14 protein-coding genes are annotated in these 13,714 nt (G+C 62.4%); 6 read left to right on the top strand and 8 right to left on the bottom strand.

Features of this window, described 5'->3' with window-relative positions; all coding sequences use genetic code 11:
• Positions 1-59 precede the first annotated feature (59 nt).
• The 3 genes from AMC99_RS12600 to AMC99_RS12590 all read right to left on the bottom strand — a co-directional run bounded on the left by AMC99_RS12600 (position 60) and on the right by AMC99_RS12590 (position 2,695).
• Positions 60-785: a DUF1013 domain-containing protein gene (locus tag AMC99_RS12600; protein ID WP_061927039.1), complete on the bottom strand. Its 726-nt coding sequence runs from the start codon at positions 783-785 to the stop codon at positions 60-62.
• Between the two features lie 126 nt (positions 786-911).
• Complete coding sequence (locus tag AMC99_RS12595; RefSeq protein ID WP_061928036.1) at positions 912-1,541, bottom strand: glutathione S-transferase family protein; 630 nt, start codon at positions 1,539-1,541, stop codon at positions 912-914.
• A gap of 146 nt (positions 1,542-1,687) precedes the next feature.
• Entirely contained in the window at positions 1,688-2,695 is a 1,008-nt protein-coding gene (locus tag AMC99_RS12590) for an NAD(P)H-quinone oxidoreductase (protein WP_232301419.1), read from the bottom strand.
• A gap of 145 nt (positions 2,696-2,840) precedes the next feature.
• On the opposite strand from AMC99_RS12590, the gene AMC99_RS14040 reads away from it, so the two are divergent.
• The 6 genes from AMC99_RS14040 to AMC99_RS12560 all read left to right on the top strand — a co-directional run bounded on the left by AMC99_RS14040 (position 2,841) and on the right by AMC99_RS12560 (position 10,722).
• On the top strand, positions 2,841-3,044 hold the full coding sequence (locus AMC99_RS14040; RefSeq protein ID WP_061927037.1) for a DUF1192 domain-containing protein: 204 nt from the start codon (positions 2,841-2,843) through the stop codon (positions 3,042-3,044).
• Positions 3,045-3,198: 154 nt separating this feature from the next.
• Positions 3,199-5,601, top strand: coding sequence for an ATP-dependent Clp protease ATP-binding subunit ClpA (clpA, locus tag AMC99_RS12580; protein WP_061927035.1), 2,403 nt, complete (start codon positions 3,199-3,201; stop codon positions 5,599-5,601).
• A 69-nt stretch (positions 5,602-5,670) separates the two neighbouring features.
• On the top strand, positions 5,671-7,410 hold the full coding sequence (locus AMC99_RS12575; RefSeq protein WP_061927033.1) for a M1 family metallopeptidase: 1,740 nt from the start codon (positions 5,671-5,673) through the stop codon (positions 7,408-7,410).
• A gap of 26 nt (positions 7,411-7,436) precedes the next feature.
• Positions 7,437-8,441, top strand: a complete 1,005-nt coding sequence (locus AMC99_RS12570) for a ligase-associated DNA damage response exonuclease (RefSeq protein WP_061927031.1) — start codon at positions 7,437-7,439, stop codon at positions 8,439-8,441.
• Between the two features lie 15 nt (positions 8,442-8,456).
• A complete protein-coding gene (locus AMC99_RS12565; RefSeq protein WP_061927029.1) occupies positions 8,457-10,049 on the top strand; it encodes a cisplatin damage response ATP-dependent DNA ligase in 1,593 nt (530 codons plus the stop codon).
• A 31-nt stretch (positions 10,050-10,080) separates the two neighbouring features.
• Positions 10,081-10,722, top strand: a complete 642-nt coding sequence (locus tag AMC99_RS12560; protein WP_061927027.1) for a YoaK family protein — start codon at positions 10,081-10,083, stop codon at positions 10,720-10,722.
• Here AMC99_RS12560 and AMC99_RS12555 read toward each other — a convergent pair.
• The 5 genes from AMC99_RS12555 to hemB are packed head-to-tail and all read right to left on the bottom strand — an operon-like array spanning position 10,719 to position 13,681.
• Positions 10,719-10,997, bottom strand: coding sequence for a DUF167 domain-containing protein (locus AMC99_RS12555; RefSeq protein WP_061927025.1), 279 nt, complete (start codon positions 10,995-10,997; stop codon positions 10,719-10,721). The genes AMC99_RS12560 and AMC99_RS12555 overlap by 4 nt on opposite strands.
• A complete protein-coding gene (locus tag AMC99_RS12550; RefSeq protein ID WP_061927023.1) occupies positions 10,984-11,565 on the bottom strand; it encodes a gamma carbonic anhydrase family protein in 582 nt (193 codons plus the stop codon). Before AMC99_RS12550 ends, AMC99_RS12555 begins: the two co-directional genes overlap by 14 nt.
• The gene (locus AMC99_RS12545; protein WP_061927021.1) at positions 11,562-12,119 is read right to left on the bottom strand and encodes a GNAT family N-acetyltransferase; all 558 of its coding nucleotides are present in this window, start codon (positions 12,117-12,119) and stop codon (positions 11,562-11,564) included. The genes AMC99_RS12550 and AMC99_RS12545 overlap by 4 nt, the downstream gene beginning before the upstream one ends.
• Positions 12,112-12,693 (bottom strand): GNAT family N-acetyltransferase, encoded by a 582-nt coding sequence (locus AMC99_RS12540; RefSeq protein WP_061927019.1) that lies wholly within the window; start codon positions 12,691-12,693, stop codon positions 12,112-12,114. Before AMC99_RS12540 ends, AMC99_RS12545 begins: the two co-directional genes overlap by 8 nt.
• Positions 12,686-13,681: a porphobilinogen synthase gene (gene hemB, locus AMC99_RS12535; protein WP_061927017.1), complete on the bottom strand. Its 996-nt coding sequence runs from the start codon at positions 13,679-13,681 to the stop codon at positions 12,686-12,688. Before hemB ends, AMC99_RS12540 begins: the two co-directional genes overlap by 8 nt.
• Between the last annotated feature and the right edge of the window lie 33 nt (positions 13,682-13,714).

Here is a 13,714-nt window from a genome sequence, read left to right as displayed (position 1 = left end):
GACGCAAGCCATGCCACTCGACAAGTATTATCCGCTGCTAGGTCGCTGAACGCGAAGGATTACTCGCCAGCGTCGGGGCCGTTTACGCCCATCTCGGCCTGTTCGGCCTCGCGGCGTGCAGCCAGCCATGCTTCTGCTTCTGCTTCCTGGGCCGCTTCTGCAGCAGCCTTGGCCGATGCATCGCGTTCGGCGCGCAGTTCCTCGATCAGCTTTTCCTTGTCGCTTCGATCGTCGCCCAGAACAGCTTCACCTTCGGTAATGCCGGCGCGCTTGGCAGCCTTGGCGACCACGGCGTCGAGTTCGCGCTGCGAACACAGGCCGAGCGTGACCGGATCCTTCGGCTGGATGTTCTGGATGTTCCAGTGGGTGCGATCGCGGATCGCGCCGATGGTGTTGCGGGTGGTGCCGATCAGCTTCGAGATCTGCGCGTCCGAAACTTCGGGGTGGCTGCGCAGGATCCAGGCGATGCCGTCGGGCTTGTCCTGGCGCTTGGAAACCGGCGTGTAGCGCGGACCCTTGGTGCGGGTCACTTCGACCGGCGCCTTCTGCATCTTCAACCGGTATTCGGAATCTTCCTGCCCGCGGCCGATCTCTGCCAGCGTCAGCTCGCCAGAGTGCACCGGATCGCGTCCGGTGTACTTGCTGCCAGCAAGATCGTCGGCCATCGCCTGGACTTCGAGAATGTGCAGGCCGCAGAATTCAGCGATCTGTTCGAAGGACAGCGAGGTGTTGTCGACCAGCCAGGTGGCGGTGGCGTGGGGCATCAGCGGGGTGGGCTGGGCCATGGGAAAACTCCGTTCAAAATAGAAGGGCCGCCCCTTGCGGAGCGGCCGTTGCACCGGAACAGATAGGCGACTTGGCCGGATTCGGCAAGCGCGAAGGACGAGGGGCGCCGCCGCGTGCCGAAGGTGTCAGTCCATCGGGATAAAACCGGGCAGAGATTGCATCTGCCCGATCCAGTCCTTGATCGCAGGATAATCGTCGAGCCCGAAGCCGCCCTCTTCCGCGACATGGGTGTAGGGGAACAGGGCAATGTCGGCGAGCGTCACTGCACCGCCTGCCATCCAGCGCGCGGATTTGAGGTGTTCCTCCATCACGTTCAGCGCGTCGATCCCAGCGGCGCGCTTTGCCGGCAGCATCTGTTTCTGCTGTTCACTGAGGTTCCCCTCGCCGACGAAGCGCAGCCAGAAACGCAATGTCGCGACGTTGGGTTCATGGTTGTATTGTTCAAAAAACATCCAGCGAAGCATGTCGGCCTGGGCGAATTTTCCTTCCGGAATCAGCGCACTAACGCTGGCGAGATACCAGCATGCGGCATTGCTTTCGGGCAGGAAGCGCGTCTGCTCGCCTTCCTCGATCTGGAGCACGGGGATTCGTCCATTGCGATTCACATTGGCGAGAAATTCGGGCGTCCGCGTTTCCCCGGCCATGATATCGTATTGCCTGGTTTCGAGCCGGATACCGAGCAGTGCCGCCGTCAGCTTGATCTTGTAACAGTTTCCGCTGCGCGGATCCTCGTGCAAAGTGTAGCGCTCGGTCATCATGGCCCCTGTTCATCGTCGCCCCACCGACGACACAGGCAACCTGTCATGAAACGGCCTGATGCCAAAGCCGATTATGGCGAGTGCTGAACGACCAATTCCTTCGCTGGCGAAAGATTCGGTTCTTGTTCCCAAGCGGGCCAGCTTCAGCCGCCTGCAACCTCGAGCACGATCTTGCCGATGTGATCGCCCGCTTCCATCCGCCGGTGGGCGGCCGCAGCCTCTGCCAGCGGGAAGGTCCGGTCCATGACCGGCTTCAGCTCGCCAGAGGTGAACAGCGGCCAGGCGTTCTGGGCAATCTCGTCTGCCAGCGCGGTCTTGAACGCATCGGAACGGGGGCGGAGCGTCGATCCGGTCAGCGTCAGGCGCCGGCTCATGATAACAGCCATGTTCAGTGTCGCCTGCATTCCGCCAAGCACGGCGATGGTGACGTGGCGCCCGTCTTCCGCCAGGCACTTGAGATTGCGCGGCACATAGTCGCCCGACACCATGTCGAGTACGACGTTGACGCCTGCACCGCCCGTGTAATCCTTGATCGCCTCGACGAAGTCCTGATCGCGATAATTGATCGCCAGATCGGCGCCGAGTTCGCGCGCGGCCTCGCATTTGGCTTCGTCGCCACAGGTCACGATAACCTCGATCCCGAATGCCTTGGCAAGCATGATCGCCATGGTCCCGATGCCGCTGGTCCCGCCGTGGATGAGCAGGCGGTCGCCTTCTGCCGCCATCCCGCGCTCGAAGACATTGTGCCAGACCGTGAACAGCGTTTCCGGAATGGCCGCCGCTTCCTTCAGCGACATACCGTCAGGCACAGGAAGGCAGTGCCCCCAGGGCGCCGTGCAAAATTCGGCATATCCGCCACCGGGCGTCAGTGCAGCGACTTCCTGCCCGACGAGTTCAGGTGGAACGTTATCGCCGACGGCCACGACCTTGCCCGCAACCTCGAGCCCGAGAATGGGCGATGCGCCGGGAGGAGCCGGATAATGGCCCGCACGCTGGATGCAATCGGGACGGTTCACGCCGGCATAGGCGACCTCGATCAACACATCGCCGGGGCCGGGCGTCGGCTTTTGCACCTCCGAAATGGCAAGGACGTCCGGCGCACCGGGCGTTTCGAAATGGATAGCCCGCATATTCTCGCGGCTGTTCTGCATCGTTTCGGTCCCTGTATGCCCCGCCCGGAACTGTGCATTGTCGCAACACATCGCCGGTAAAGTGATGAAAACATCGATTTCGGACGCGGACCTACCCTCTGGCCGGATTGACAGCAAGGCAGCTTGCTTGCGAATGTGCGTTCAGATGGAAGAAGACGATCGCCCCCGCCCCAGAGGCGACGCCGCGAGCAAGCTCGCTGCGGAGGATTTGTCTCCCTATTCGGTTGACGAACTGGAGACGCGGATCGCCCTGCTCAAGGCTGAAATCGCCCGGGTGGAAAGTCATCGCCTCAAATCCGCTGCCCATCGCGACGCTGCGGAAATGCTTTTCAGGAAGCCCGGAACATGAGGCTGCCAGCCTAATGCCCGGTCGCTCCCCCGAGATTCGCAATCGCGGCGGGAGCGCCCATATAGCTTTTAACCAAGCTCCTTCATGCTCTCTTTCAAGAGGGCGGTCGCAGGCTCACGTTAGATAACCAGAAGACCCACAAGAGAACCATCGCATGCCAAGCTTTGCCCAGAACCTCGAAAGAACGCTGCACAACGCTCTCGCCAATGCATCCGAGCGTCGGCACGAATATGCCACGCTGGAACACCTGCTGCTGGCGTTGATCGATGACGAGGATGCAGCGCAAGTGATGGGCGCATGCGGGGTCGATCTTGCCGAACTGGGCGAGGTGGTGAAGCAGTACCTCGACCAGGAATACCAGTCGCTCAAGACAGAGGATGGGTCGGATCCGCAGCCGACCGCCGGCTTCCAGCGAGTGATCCAGCGCGCCATCCTGCACGTTCAGTCGTCGGGCAAGGATACGGTGACTGGCGCCAACGTGCTGGTGGCTCTGTTTTCGGAGCGTGACAGCTATGCCGTCTACTTCCTGCAGCAGCAGGACATGAGCCGCCTCGATGCGGTGAGCTACATCAGCCACGGTATCGGCAAGGGCGGGCGCCAGCTCGAATCGAAGGGGCCGCAGGGCGCCGAGGATGGCCAGCCCGAAGCTGCCGAACAGACCAAGGAAGCGGCAAAGAAGGAAACCGCGCTCGACCAGTTTACGGTCAACCTCAATGCCAAAGCGGAAGCGGGCAAGGTCGATCCGCTGATCGGCCGCGGCCCCGAGGTCGATCGTACCGTCCAGATCCTCTGCCGTCGCAGCAAGAATAACCCGCTCTATGTGGGCGATCCCGGCGTAGGCAAGACCGCCATTGCAGAAGGCCTGGCACGCAAGATCGTCGAAGGCGACGTGCCCGAAGTGCTGCAGGACGCGGTCATCTATTCGCTCGACATGGGCGCGCTGCTGGCCGGAACCCGTTATCGCGGCGATTTCGAAGAGCGTCTGAAGCAGGTCGTCAACGAACTGGAGCAGATGCCCGACGCGATCCTGTTCATCGATGAAATCCACACCGTCATCGGGGCTGGTGCCACGAGCGGCGGCGCGATGGACGCTTCCAACCTGCTCAAGCCGGCGCTGTCCGGGGGTACGATCCGCTGCATCGGTTCGACCACCTACAAGGAATTCCGCAATCACTTCGAAAAGGATCGCGCGCTGCTGCGCCGGTTCCAGAAAATCGACGTCAACGAGCCGACGATCGACGATACGGTGAAGATCCTGCAGGGTCTGCGCAGTGCGTTCGAGGAACACCACAAGGTCAAGTACACGCCCGACGCGATCAAGACAGCAGTCGAGCTGTCGGCGCGCTACATCAACGACCGCAAGCTGCCGGACAAGGCGATCGACGTGATCGACGAGGTCGGCGCGATGCAGATGCTGGTCCCGCCCAGCCGCCGCAAGAAGAAGATCACCGCCAGGGAAATCGAGGCCGTGATCGCGACGATGGCACGCATCCCGCCGAAAACCGTCAGCAAGGACGACAAGAAGGCGCTCGAGAACCTCGAACGCGACCTCAAGCACGTCGTCTTCGGCCAGGACGAGGCGATCCATCGCCTTTCGACCGCGATGAAGCTCAGCCGTGCAGGCCTGCGCGATCCGGACAAGCCGATCGGTTCGTTCCTGTTCAGCGGCCCCACCGGCGTCGGCAAGACGGAAGTCGCGCGACAGCTGGCCAGCATCATGGGCATCGAGCTGAAGCGCTTCGACATGTCCGAATACATGGAGCGCCACTCGGTAAGTCGCCTGATTGGCGCACCTCCGGGTTATGTTGGTTATGACCAGGGTGGACTTTTAACCGATGCGGTTGATCAGAACCCGCACTGCGTGCTCCTGCTCGACGAAATCGAGAAGGCGCATCCCGACCTCTTCAACATCCTGCTGCAGGTGATGGATAACGGCCGCCTGACCGATCATCACGGCAAGACGGTCGACTTCCGCAATGTGGTGCTGATCATGACGACCAATGCCGGTGCATCCGACATGGCGCGCCAGGGCATTGGCTTCGGCGATGTGTCGAAGGAAGATGCTGGTGAAGAGGCGGTGAAGAAGATGTTCACCCCCGAATTCCGCAACCGCCTCGATGCGATCGTGCCCTTCGCCTATCTCGGCAAGAGCACTGTTGCGCGCGTGGTGGACAAGTTCATCCTCCAGCTCGAACTGCAGCTCGCAGAACAGAACGTCCACATCCAGTTCGACAAGGATGCCCGCGACTGGCTGGCCGACAAGGGCTATGACAAGCTCTACGGTGCAAGGCCGATGGGCCGCCTGATCCAGGAAAAGATCAAGCAGCCGCTGGCCGAAGAACTGCTGTTCGGCAAGCTGTCCGACGGCGGCGAGGTCCATGTCAGCGTCAAGGACGGCAAGCCGAACTTCGAGCTGACCCCTGCCCCGCCAAAGGCGAAGCCCAAGCGCAAGGCTGCGGCCAAGAAAAAGCCGGCGGCGAAGAAGGCTCCGCCCAGCGGCGCGCCCGGAAATCCCGATGCGGAAGCTGGCGAAGGCAAGGGCGACAGCGAAAGCTGAGCTTGCAGCGCTAGCTTAAACTGCGCGAATGTGATTGAACCTCCCCTGTCCTTCAGGGGAGGTTTTTTCATGCGCTTTTCGACTTTCGCCGCTCTGTTGCTTGCAGGCACCGCCACGCAAGCTGCCGCGCAGGAACCGCCGGTACCGGCAGAGAGCCTGCCCCCGCTAAGCCCGTTCACCGCCGATAGCGGTGCACCCCTTAGCGTTGCGCAGGCGGCGACCGATCTCCCCCGCCTCGATCTTGCGATCAGGATCGATCCTGCAAACAAGGCGATCTCGGGCGAAGCGGACTATATCATTCGCGCCAATGCCCCGGTCGAGATGGCCGAATTCGACCTCGATCCGCGGTTTTCGGTAACTTCGATCACGGTCGATGGAAACGAAACCCGCTACGAAAGCGCCGACGGGCAGCTTTCAATTCCGCTCGGCCGGACGCTCGCCGCTGGCGAAACCGCCAGGGTCTCGATTGCCTGGAACGGCAAACCCTGGGTGGCCAAGCGCGCGCCATGGGACGGCGGCTTCGTCTGGAGCGAAACGCCCGAGGGCAAACCCTGGGTTGCGACCGCCGTCCAGATGGAAGGGTGCGACATGTTCTGGCCCTGTATCGACCATCCGACCAAGGAGGTCGAACGGCTGAACAGCGCGATTACCGTGCCGGAAGGCCTCGTCGCTGCGGGCAACGGAACGCTTCTGGGTCATGACACGGCAGACGGCTGGACGACATGGCGCTGGAGCACGCGCAATCCAAATACTTATGCCATTGCCATCAATGTCGGGCCCTACGAGCTTGCGAGCGCAAGTTTCGAAAGCCGGTTCGGCAACACGATCCCGCTGAAATTCTGGCACCTGCCGGGCCACGCTCCACAAGCCGCGGCCCTGCTCGATGAAATGAAGACCTATCTCGATTTCTTCGAGGAAATGATCGGCCCCTACCCCTTTGGCGACGAAAAGGTGGGCCTGGCAGAGACCCCTCACCTTGGTATGGAGCACCAGACGATCAATGCCTATGGCAACGAGTTTAAGCCGTCGCCGCAAGGATACGACGGTCTGGCCCAGCACGAGTTTGCGCACGAATGGTTCGCCAACCAACTGACCAATTCAAGCAATAACGACATGTGGCTGCAGGAAGGCCTGGGCACATACATGCAGCCGCTGTTCCAGCAGTGGCGCGATGGCGAGGCGGCCTATCTCGCAGCGCTATCGAGCCAGCGGCTCGCTCTGCTCAATCGTACGCCGGTCGTTCCCTCGTCCCCGATCACGTCGAACTATTATCTCGACACCGATGCAGGCTGGGGGAAGGACATCTATTCGAAGGGCAGCCAGATTTCGCACACGCTTCGCCAACTGATCGGCGACGAGGCCTTCTTCACTTCGATCCGCCGCCTGGTTTACGGCCGCGCCGATCCCAAGCCCGGTAATTTCGTCCCGCAATTTCGCAGCACCGCCGATTTCCAGCGCATAGCGGAAGAAGAAAGCGGCAAGGACCTGGGATGGTTCTTCGACACCTACCTGCGCGAGGCGGCTTTGCCTGTCCTCAAGCAGAACCGGGTCGGCGACAGGCTGGAACTCGAATGGGTACGCGAGAGCGGCAAGCCCTTCCCCATGCCGGTGGAGGTGCAGTTCGGCGGGCGCGTGGTCTCTGTCCCGATGACAGGCGGCAAAGGTAGCGTGAACCTCGGCTCGGAGAGGATGCACTATGTGATCGATCCGTTGGCCAAGGTCCTCCGCTACAGCGCCACTGTCGAACGCTGGCAGGCGTGGGTCGCCGAACAGCAGGAAAAGGCAAAAAAAGCAAAGTCCGGAACCTAAGTCGGCGCGATCCTGTTGAAGGAGCAATGTCTGCGCCCTTCTCCTGGATCAGGCCCGAGCCGTGGGGCATCCATATCGTTCCTGCGGACGTGTGGGTCGATCCCGGCCGCGCGGCGGACCGGGCGCTCGTCACCCACGGCCATGCCGATCATGCGCGCGGGGGGCATGGCACGGCCGTCGCCACGCCTGAAACGCTGGCCATCATGGATCTGCGCTACAACACGCGTGAAGGCGCCACGCCGGTCGAATATGGAGAGACGATCCGGCTGAAGGGCGGGGTCGATGCGACCTACATCCCGGCAGGGCACGTGCTTGGCAGTGCGCAGATCCTTCTCGAACACGCAGGCGAACGCGTCATCGTGACCGGCGATTACAAGCGGCGCGCCGATCCGACCTGCAAGCCGTTCGAAGTGACGCCCTGCGACATCTTCATTACTGAAGCGACCTTTGGCCTGCCGGTGTTCTGCCATCCCCCGATCGAGGAAGAGATGGCAAAATTGCTGGACCGGCTGGCCGCGCATCCCGATCGCTGCGTGCTTGTCGGCGCCTATGCCCTGGGCAAGGCGCAGCGGGTGATCGCGGAGCTCCGCCGCGCCGGACACAAGGACCCGATCTACCTCCACGGTGCGATGGAGAAGATGTGCCGCCTCTATGAAGAGCACGGCGTCGACCTTGGCGAATTGCGCCTCGTTTCCGATTATTCGAAGGACGACATGCGCGGCGCTATCGTCGTGTGTCCGCCCAGCGCCTTGAACGATCGCTGGAGCAGGAGGCTGCCCGATCCGATTACCGCGATGGCGAGCGGCTGGATGCGCGTTCGCCAGCGCGCCCGTCAGCGCAATGTGGAATTGCCGCTGGTCATTTCCGACCATGCCGACTGGGACGAGCTTACCCGTACGATCGAGGAAGTCGGTGCGCAGGAGAACTGGATTACCCACGGCCGCGAGGTTGCGCTGCTGAGGTGGTGCCAGCTCAACCAGCGCCGGGCACGGGCTCTGGCGCTGGTCGGCTACGAGGATGAAGATGACTAGGGGGACCGGCTAGTCGTGGAAGAGTTCGCCGCCCTGGTCGATGCGCTGGTCTATACCCGCAGCCGGAACGAGAAGCTCCGGCTGATTGCGGAATACCTGCGCGAAACGCCCGACCCCGACCGGGGCTGGGCCCTTGCCGCGCTGAGCGACGGCCTCGATTTTCCCGCGGTCAAAAGCTCGACCATCCGAAACCTGCTCAAGGATCGCATCGATCCCGTGCTATGGACGCTAAGCCGCGATTTCGTGGGGGACACGGCGGAAACGGCGAGCCTGTTGTGGCCCGCCCCGGATAACGAACCGACCCCGCCGACTGTCAGCGAAGCCGTCGAGTTGCTTTCCGCGATGAGCCGTAAAAGCGTGCTCAGCGAACTTCCCAAATTGCTCGATCGGCTCGATTCGTCGGGACGTTACGCCCTCCTGAAGCTGGCGACGGGCGGTATGCGCATCGGCGTTTCGAGCCGCCTGGCCAAGACCGCTTTCGCCCAGGCCTTCGAAGTGTCTGTCGACGAGGTGGAGGAGTATTGGCACGGGATCGACCCGCCCTATTCCGCCCTGTTCGATTGGGCGGCGGCCGGTGCCGATCCGCCCGACACGAAGAGCCTGCCGACGTTCCGCCCCTTCATGCTGGCTCACCCGCTGGAAGAAACGGTCGTCAGCCTCGAAGACTATGCTGCCGAATGGAAGTGGGACGGCATCCGCGTCCAGCTGGTGCATGCAGGTGGCGAAACACGTCTCTACTCGCGCAGTGGCGACGACATCAGCCAGACCTTTCCCGAACTGCTCGGCGCGCTCGATTTCCGGGCGGTCCTCGACGGCGAACTGCTGGTCCGCGGTGCGCATCAGGGCGGAGAAGAAGGCGGTGCCGCTAGCTTCAACGCCTTGCAGCAACGCCTGGGACGCAAGACCGTGAGCAAGAAGATGCTCGCCGAATATCCTGCCTTCGTGCGGCTTTACGACGCGCTGATCGTCGATGGAGAGGATTTACGCGAGAAACCCTGGCGCGAACGGCGCAAACGGTTGGAGAAGTTGGTCGAACGCCTCTCCGACCAGCACTTCGACCTGTCACAGGTGATCGACGCCAAAGATTTCGAGCATCTGGCTCAGATTCGGGAAGGTGCGCGAGACGATTCGATCGAAGGCGTCATGCTCAAACTACGCGACAGCCCCTATATCGCGGGCCGCAAGACGGGCCTGTGGTACAAGTGGAAGCGCGATCCGCTGCTGATCGACTGCGTGCTGATGTATGCCCAGCGCGGGAGCGGCAAACGCTCGAGTTTCTATTCCGATTACACCTTCGGCTGCTGGGATGGCGATCCCGACAAGGGCGCAGAACTGCTTCCGGTGGGCAAGGCGTACTCAGGGTTCACGGACGAGGAATTGAAAAAACTGGATCGGCACGTTCGCACCAATACGATTAACCGATTTGGCCCTGTTCGCGAGACCGACAAGAGCCTCGTGTTCGAAGTCGCTTTCGACAGCGTGCACGACAGCAAGCGGCATAAAAGCGGCCTTGCCATGCGGTTCCCGCGTATTCACCGCATCAGGTGGGACAAGCCCGCTCACGAAGCCGACCGCATCGAAAGTCTGCGGGCACTGATCCGGGATTGAGTTTCGCACGCCAGCCGTCATTGTTTGCGGAATGCACCGCTACGATCCCGGTCGCCAGAAGCTGGCTCTCGGCCTTGCCTTCCTGGCGGGGCAGACCGATGCAATCGGGTTTATTGTCGCGGGCGGTTATTTCACGTCTTTCATGTCGGGCAATACCACCAGGCTGGGCGTCGACCTCATCGAAAATCCCGCAGTTGCCTACCTCCCCGTGGTGCTGATCGCGAGCTTCCTCGGCGGTGTCGTCGCGGGATCGCTGGTGATCGGGAAATGGCAGCGGCGGCGCAAGACAGTCCTTCTGACGATTGTCGCATCGGTTCTCGGCGCGGCCGCAATTGCCGCAGCATGCGGTCTTCAGCTGGTATTCCTGACGCTGGCTGCAGCGGCGATGGGAGCCGCCAACAACAGCTTTTCCCGCGACGGAGAAGTCACCGTCGGCGTGACATATATGACAGGTGCACTCGTCAGGTTCGGACAGGGAATTGCAGCAAGACTTTCCGGTCGGTCGACAGGCACGATGCGCGGGTATGGCGCATTGTGGGCCGCTCTCGCAGCCGGAGCCGCATCGGGAGCAGGCCTTCATTCGCTTTCGCCGACGGGCGCGCCCGCCGCCTGTTTTGTGATCGCTGTCCTTCTGTGCCTTGGCGCCTACAGGGTCGAACGGAATGACAGCTAGAGCAGCTGCAACAGCTTCTCGCGAGACGTTTCGCCGCGCACGATGGTCAGCTTCGATGGTGCTTCGCCCAGTGCCTTTGCAACATGCCGGATGACGGCTTCGTTGGCCGCGCCATCCTGCGGCTTCGCGCGGACTTTCACGGTCAATACGCCGTCGCTGATTTCGAGAGCTTCATGGCGAGCGCCGGGAGTGACGCGAACCATCAACCTGCCTTCCGCGCTCAACAAGGCGCGGATCGATTCGGCCGACGGATAGTCAGCCTTAGGTCGCGCCATTTGCGATCGCCTGCGCCACCGCATCGGCATGGTGCTTCGCGTTTTCGGCATAGTGCGCAACGCCCAGCTTCATGCCCATCACGGCCATATCGTCGAGATCGCGCATCTTGCGGGCCGGGCGCCCTCCCCACAGCTCGCGCTCACCCATAACCTTGCCTTCGGTTAGCATGGCGCCGGCCGCCAGCATGGCATCGCTGGCAATGACAGCGCGGTTCATGGCGATCGCGCCGAGGCCGACGAAACCGCGATCCTCGATGATGCAGCCGTGGACCATGGCCATGTGTCCGATCAACACGTCGTCCCCGATGATGAGCGGGCACCCTTCCGGATATTGCGGGCTGGGCCCGTCGCAATGGAGGACGCTGCCGTCCTGCACATTTGTCCGTTCGCCGATGACGATGCTGCTGACATCGGCACGCAGCACGCAATTGTACCAGATCGAACTGCCCGCGCCGACCGTGACGTCGCCGACGATCGTCGTGCCCGGGGCGATGAAGGCAGTTTCGTGGATTTGCGGCACCTTGCCGTGGATTGGTACGAGGTTCACGCCGGGGCGGCTTGTCGTCATTTCTGGCTCTCCCATGCCTGCGCGGTGAGTGAATATTGTATCGTCGGATTGTCTTCCGCCGGATAATTCGGATCGGAAAAGTCGAGGTCCTTGCGCCTCTCCATGCCCAGCTTTTCCATGAGTTTCCAGCTTCCGACATTGGCTTCGCTCGTCAGCGCAACCAGGTGGGGCGCGCCGATGCTGGTGAAAGCCCAGTCGATAACGGCGCGCATGGCCTCTTCGGCATAGCCGCGCCGCCAGCGGTCCTGCCGCACGAGCCAGCCGATCTCGTGATCGCCGACGTTGCTGGCCAGGGGATTATCGACCCGCTTCATGCCGCAATGGCCCACCAGTTCGCCGGTGTCCTTCTCTATCATGAAGAGGAAGCTGAAGCCTTCACGCGCGTAAAGCGCCATGGACTTGGCGTGCTTTGCCTCGATCTCGTGCAGTTCAAGCGTTCCGCCGAGCCGTGCCATCACTTCGGGCGTATTGAGCACGCGGTCGTGTTCGGCAGCATCGCCCTCGCCGATCGTGCGCAGGATCAGGCGGTCCGTTTCGGCTATGATGTCAGGCATCGCGGGCCTGCCAGTCGCCGCGCGTGAGGCGATAAACCTTGGTCGGGTTTTCCTCTGCCGGATAGGCGGGATCGTCGTAATCGAGGTGCCCGGCCCGCTCCATGCCGAGCCTTTCCATCACGCGCCACGATCCGCGATTGGCCTCCGATGTTTGCGAGAACATGGTCTCGACCCCAAAGCGCTCGAACGCCACCTTCAAGGCGCAGTTCGCCGCTTCGGTCGCATAGCCATGCCCCCAACAGTCGGGGCGCAGCCCCCAACCGATCTCATGCTCCCCGCGCAGGCCATCCGGGGCGCATTCGGTCTGGATCGGTCCAAAACCGCAATATCCGAGAAAGGTGCCGTCGTCGGCACGTTCGATCGCGAGCCAGCCGCCGGTTTCCTCGTCCCAGCTGGCGGCCTGCCGGCGAAAACGCGCCTCGCTTTCCTCGACCGTGCCCACTCCGCCGAGATGTTTGCGCGCCTCGGCCGTATTCATGTGCCGGTGCCAGTCCTCAAGATCGCTTTCGCGGAAGCGGCGTAGCGCAACGCGTTCGCCCCGCGCTATTGCTTCGAAGCCGTCGCCTTCAGCCATTGAGCAACCGCGCTGCATGGGCGGCATGGTAGGTGAGCACGCCGCTGCATCCCGCACGCTTGAAAGCCATCAGGGTTTCGAGCACCAGCGCGTCGCGGTCGCCCGCCCCGGCGGCCGCTGCAGCCTCGATCATCGCGTATTCGCCGCTCACCTGGTAGGCGAACACAGGCACATCGAAGCGCTCGCGTACGCGCCTCACGATGTCGAGATAGGCGAGACCCGGCTTCACCATGACGCTGTCGGCGCCCTCGTTCAGGTCGAGCTCGACCTCGCGCAGGGCCTCGAGCGCGTTGCCCGGATCCATCTGGTAGGTCTTCTTGTCGCCCTTTAGCAGACCGCGCGAACCGACAGCATCGCGGAAAGGTCCGTAGAAAGCCGAGGCGTATTTCGCCGCATAGGACATGATCTGCACATTGGGGTGGCCGTTCATTTCCAGCGCCATGCGGATCACGTGAACGCGGCCATCCATCATGTCCGACGGGGCAATGATATCCGCCCCCGCCTCGGCCTGGTTCAATGCCTGGTCGACCAGTACGCCGACGGTGTCATCGTTGAGGACATAGCCGCCATCGTCGACCAGCCCGTCCTGTCCATGGCTGGTATAGGGGTCGAGCGCGACGTCGGTCAGGATACCGATATCGCTGCCGCAGGCATCGCGGATTGCGCGGATCGCACGGCACATGAGATTATCGGGATTGAGCGCCTCTGCCCCGTCCTCGTTCCGCTTGTCGGCAGGCGTATTGGGGAACAGCGCGATGCAGGGGATACCCAGCTCGACAGCCTCTTTCGCCCGGGCAGCGATGCCATCGACCGACCAGCGCGAGACACCGGGAAGCGTTGCAATGGGCTCCTCGACGCCCTTTCCTTCGGTCACGAAAACCGGCCAGATCAGGTCGGCAGGCGTCAGCATGGTTTCGCGATGGAGCGCTCGGCTCCACGCGGCGGCGCGGGTCCGGCGCAGGCGCAGATTGGGATAGCTAGAAGTCATAGGCGGGGTTGTTGCCCCCAAACCGTCGCACTT

The organism is Altererythrobacter epoxidivorans (genome assembly GCF_001281485.1).
In the GTDB taxonomy this organism is placed as follows: Bacteria; Pseudomonadota; Alphaproteobacteria; order Sphingomonadales; family Sphingomonadaceae; genus Erythrobacter; species Erythrobacter epoxidivorans.
This window is presented reverse-complemented; position numbering and strand designations above follow the sequence as displayed.

What these genes read in the sequence shown, in the direction of transcription:
- AMC99_RS12600 (WP_061927039.1), bottom strand. Translation starts at nt 785, where the DNA reads ATGGCCCAGCCCACCCCGCTGATGCCCCACGCCACCGCCACCTGGCTG.
- AMC99_RS12595 (WP_061928036.1), bottom strand. Translation starts at nt 1,541, where the DNA reads ATGACCGAGCGCTACACTTTGCACGAGGATCCGCGCAGCGGAAACTGT.
- AMC99_RS12590 (WP_232301419.1), bottom strand. Translation starts at nt 2,695, where the DNA reads ATGCAGAACAGCCGCGAGAATATGCGGGCTATCCATTTCGAAACGCCC.
- AMC99_RS14040 (WP_061927037.1), top strand. Translation starts at nt 2,841, where the DNA reads ATGGAAGAAGACGATCGCCCCCGCCCCAGAGGCGACGCCGCGAGCAAG.
- clpA (WP_061927035.1), top strand. Translation starts at nt 3,199, where the DNA reads ATGCCAAGCTTTGCCCAGAACCTCGAAAGAACGCTGCACAACGCTCTC.
- AMC99_RS12575 (WP_061927033.1), top strand. Translation starts at nt 5,671, where the DNA reads ATGCGCTTTTCGACTTTCGCCGCTCTGTTGCTTGCAGGCACCGCCACG.
- AMC99_RS12570 (WP_061927031.1), top strand. Translation starts at nt 7,437, where the DNA reads ATGTCTGCGCCCTTCTCCTGGATCAGGCCCGAGCCGTGGGGCATCCAT.
- AMC99_RS12560 (WP_061927027.1), top strand. Translation starts at nt 10,081, where the DNA reads ATGCACCGCTACGATCCCGGTCGCCAGAAGCTGGCTCTCGGCCTTGCC.
- AMC99_RS12555 (WP_061927025.1), bottom strand. Translation starts at nt 10,997, where the DNA reads ATGGCGCGACCTAAGGCTGACTATCCGTCGGCCGAATCGATCCGCGCC.
- AMC99_RS12550 (WP_061927023.1), bottom strand. Translation starts at nt 11,565, where the DNA reads ATGACGACAAGCCGCCCCGGCGTGAACCTCGTACCAATCCACGGCAAG.
- AMC99_RS12545 (WP_061927021.1), bottom strand. Translation starts at nt 12,119, where the DNA reads ATGCCTGACATCATAGCCGAAACGGACCGCCTGATCCTGCGCACGATC.
- AMC99_RS12540 (WP_061927019.1), bottom strand. Translation starts at nt 12,693, where the DNA reads ATGGCTGAAGGCGACGGCTTCGAAGCAATAGCGCGGGGCGAACGCGTT.
- hemB (WP_061927017.1), bottom strand. Translation starts at nt 13,681, where the DNA reads ATGACTTCTAGCTATCCCAATCTGCGCCTGCGCCGGACCCGCGCCGCC.